3 protein-coding genes are annotated in these 3,022 nt (G+C 37.2%); all 3 read left to right on the plus strand.

What is annotated here, in order from left to right; genetic code table 11:
• The 3 genes from AC2EXB_RS19200 to mobV all read left to right on the plus strand — a co-directional run bounded on the left by AC2EXB_RS19200 (position 1) and on the right by mobV (position 2,682).
• A complete protein-coding gene (locus tag AC2EXB_RS19200; protein WP_483604820.1) occupies positions 1–1,020 on the plus strand; it encodes a replication initiation protein in 1,020 nt (339 codons plus the stop codon).
• A 53-nt stretch (positions 1,021–1,073) separates the two neighbouring features.
• On the plus strand, positions 1,074–1,280 hold the full coding sequence (locus tag AC2EXB_RS19205; protein ID WP_483604821.1) for a hypothetical protein: 207 nt from the start codon (positions 1,074–1,076) through the stop codon (positions 1,278–1,280).
• Positions 1,281–1,617: 337 nt separating this feature from the next.
• Entirely contained in the window at positions 1,618–2,682 is a 1,065-nt protein-coding gene (gene mobV / locus AC2EXB_RS19210; RefSeq protein WP_483604818.1) for a MobV family relaxase, read from the plus strand.
• Positions 2,683–3,022 lie beyond the last annotated feature (340 nt).

Here is a 3,022-nt window from a genome sequence, read left to right on the forward strand (position 1 = left end):
ATGGGAAGAGTAAACGGAAAATCCAAAATTATTTCTTATGAAAACACGATTAAAAAAAGTAAAGAGTTATCAAAAGCTAAACTATACCAAGGTTTGACGCTCAATCAGATGCAATTACTAGCGTATTCAATTTTCTGCACTCAACAAAATGGAGTAACTGAATTTCGGAAAGCTGATTTTGAAAAGAAATTCAATATGGTTAAATACAAAACTGAAGATGCTATAAAAGATTCAGATAAAATCACGAGCATTAAATTCAGCACGATCGACATGGAAAACGAGAAATTCAAATTTTGGAATGCGTTTATAGGAATGGGATATGACAAAGGACATTTTACATTTGAATGGAATCCTAAAATGCTTCCTCACATTTTAGAGCTTAAAGATTCTTATTACATCACCACTGATTTGGCTATAGCTTCGCATTTTAAAAGTAGTTTTTCTTGGACACTATACGATTACTTGAAAGCCTATTATGGTCTCTGGTACAAAGTTATTTCTAAAGATGATTTGATGGAGTTATTTGGAGTGAAAAATGTAAAAAGTTATCAGGATAATTCGGGACTGTTTAAAAAACGTGTTCTTGATGTAGCTATCAGTGAAATTAATGAACACACAGAATTAGAGATAAGTTATAAAGTCGAAAAAGAAGGGCGTTCAATTAGTGGATTCAGACTAGAATGGTCTAGTGGCATAAAGATAACAGGAGCTACAAAGAAGCAAATAAAAGAGCTTCAGGGCATTGTAGACATTGTTTTTGAGGACATGTTCCAGTACGTTAACATTAATGACGAAAATGATCGGCAGCGTGCAATCAATTTAATGCAAGAAGTTGAACAAATGCGAGAATTTACAGACGAATCCATTGGTATTACAAGTGAAAAAGCGAATAGTTTAATTCAAAAAGCTGTTTGGAATTTCAGAGAATTGAATCGGTTACTTGAAAAAAATCATAAACCTATATCACCTGAGTCTAGAAAGAAAGTAGAGTTTTATAACTGGCTTGAAGAAAGGGATTGATAAGAATGATTCGCTTTGAAGAAAGATAAATGTGAAGGCGAGGGGTCGAGAAAATGACTTTAAAAGAATATTACCAGCGTTATGAAACTATTATGAGTCTGCCTGTTAGTCCCATTGAAAGAGATAAAATGTTGTCGAGCCTTATGATGGACTTAGAAAGAGCATTTCAAATTCCCATGATTAAAAATGAAGGTTGGGAAAAAGAATATGCTGATGTCCATGCTTTATATTTTAAGGTTTCGACAAGCCGATCATTTTAATTTTCTTGTCATCGAAATTTTTGAGAATGGCCAGGTACATATCATTCATTAATTTTTTTAGAAAAAGCCCACTCAGGGATGAGCGAGGGCTTTTTTATTTTTTTGCTCTTGAATTCCGGAAAAGACAGCCGAAGCCGGATGGATTTTTTTGCTCTTGAACTACTGGGGAATGACCGTCCATCGAGGACGATCGACCCCATGCTTTTGAATTTAGGGGGCGCCTCCATATGGAGGCAGCCACTTGCTTTTTACCCTCGGAGAGCACACCTTTACGGACGTAAAGTATAGTGTGTTATACTTTACTTGGAAGTTGACCGAATGAAGGGGGCGTTTTCTTTTGAGTTTTGCTGTCGTACGAATGCAGAAAATGAAGAGCCCGGATTTGAAGGGCATGCAATTTCACAACCAACGCGAACGGGAAAGCCGGACGAATCCAGACGTCGATCCGGACCGTCGTCACTTGAATTATGATTTGATAAATTCGACAAAAATCGACTATAACGAAAAAGTGAAAGAAATCATTGAAAGCCAAAAAGTGGGCGAACGAAAAACCCGAAAAGATGCCGTGCTTGTCAATGAATTGCTGGTGACCTCCGACCGTCATTTTTTTGAGCAATTGAATCCGGCTGAACAGAAACGGTTTTTTGAGGAAAGTTATAAATTGTTCTCGGAACGCTACGGCAAACAAAATATTGCTTATGCGACCGTTCACAATGACGAGAAAACGCCTCATATGCACTTAGGCGTGGTCCCGATGCGTGATGGCAAGCTCCAGGGCAAGAATGTCTTCAATCGCCAGGAATTGCAGTGGATGCAAGAAGAATTCCCGAAACATATGCAAAGTTTGGGATTTGAAGTTGACCGGGGTATTTCCTCCGACCGGAAACACATCGAAATAAGCCGTTTTAAGGCACTTACGCTCAACGAGGAAGTTAAAACCCTAGAAAAGGATGCAGAAGCCCTTAGAAACGCTCTGAAGGCGTCTAAGAAGGTCGATGAGCTTCAAGTCAGCAAACCAACTGTATTTGACCGAAAACATGTGAAATTGCCTCTAGAGGACTTTGAATCGCTTAAGACAAAGGCAAAGGCCACAGAAGCCATCGAAAGCACCATAGAGGCTCATGAGAAGCGATTTGACGCTATGGTTGATAACGTTATTGACAGCGATCGGAAACTGGATCAAGAAAGAATGAAAACAGAACGGCTGCAGAAAGAAAATAATCAGCTGAAAAAAGAAAATGTCGATTTGCAAAAAGAAAACAAGACCCTGAAAAGCCAGTTGAATCTTTTGATGGAGTTTGCAAAAACGCAATTAGATAAATTCAAGGAATGGCAAAAAGAGCGTGAGCAAGAAAAACAAAAAACCATTGCTAGAAAAAGAGACCAGGAACTGGAGCGCTAATCTCCGGTTCTTTTTTTCTAGCAATGGTTTTGATCAATTTTTTTGTTTTTATAATTTTCGCCATGAAATGGTGCTTATATATATTATCTTTTAAAAGATTTATTAACTTCTTTATATTTATGAGTGCCCTTGAGCCTTAGAGCCACAAGGGTTTGAAATTTTAAATGAAACAAATCCCTCCTTTTATTGAAACAAATCCCTCCCTTTACTGAAACAATTCTCTCCTTTCAAATGAAACATACAAAATTTGAGTTACATTTAATTGTTTTGTAGAATCAAATTTTATGTTAAGTTATATAAAAAAGGAGACATTTGATACATAACAGACAGGGGGAGAAAG

The sequence above is a fragment of the Planococcus alkaliphilus genome (assembly GCF_057031095.1).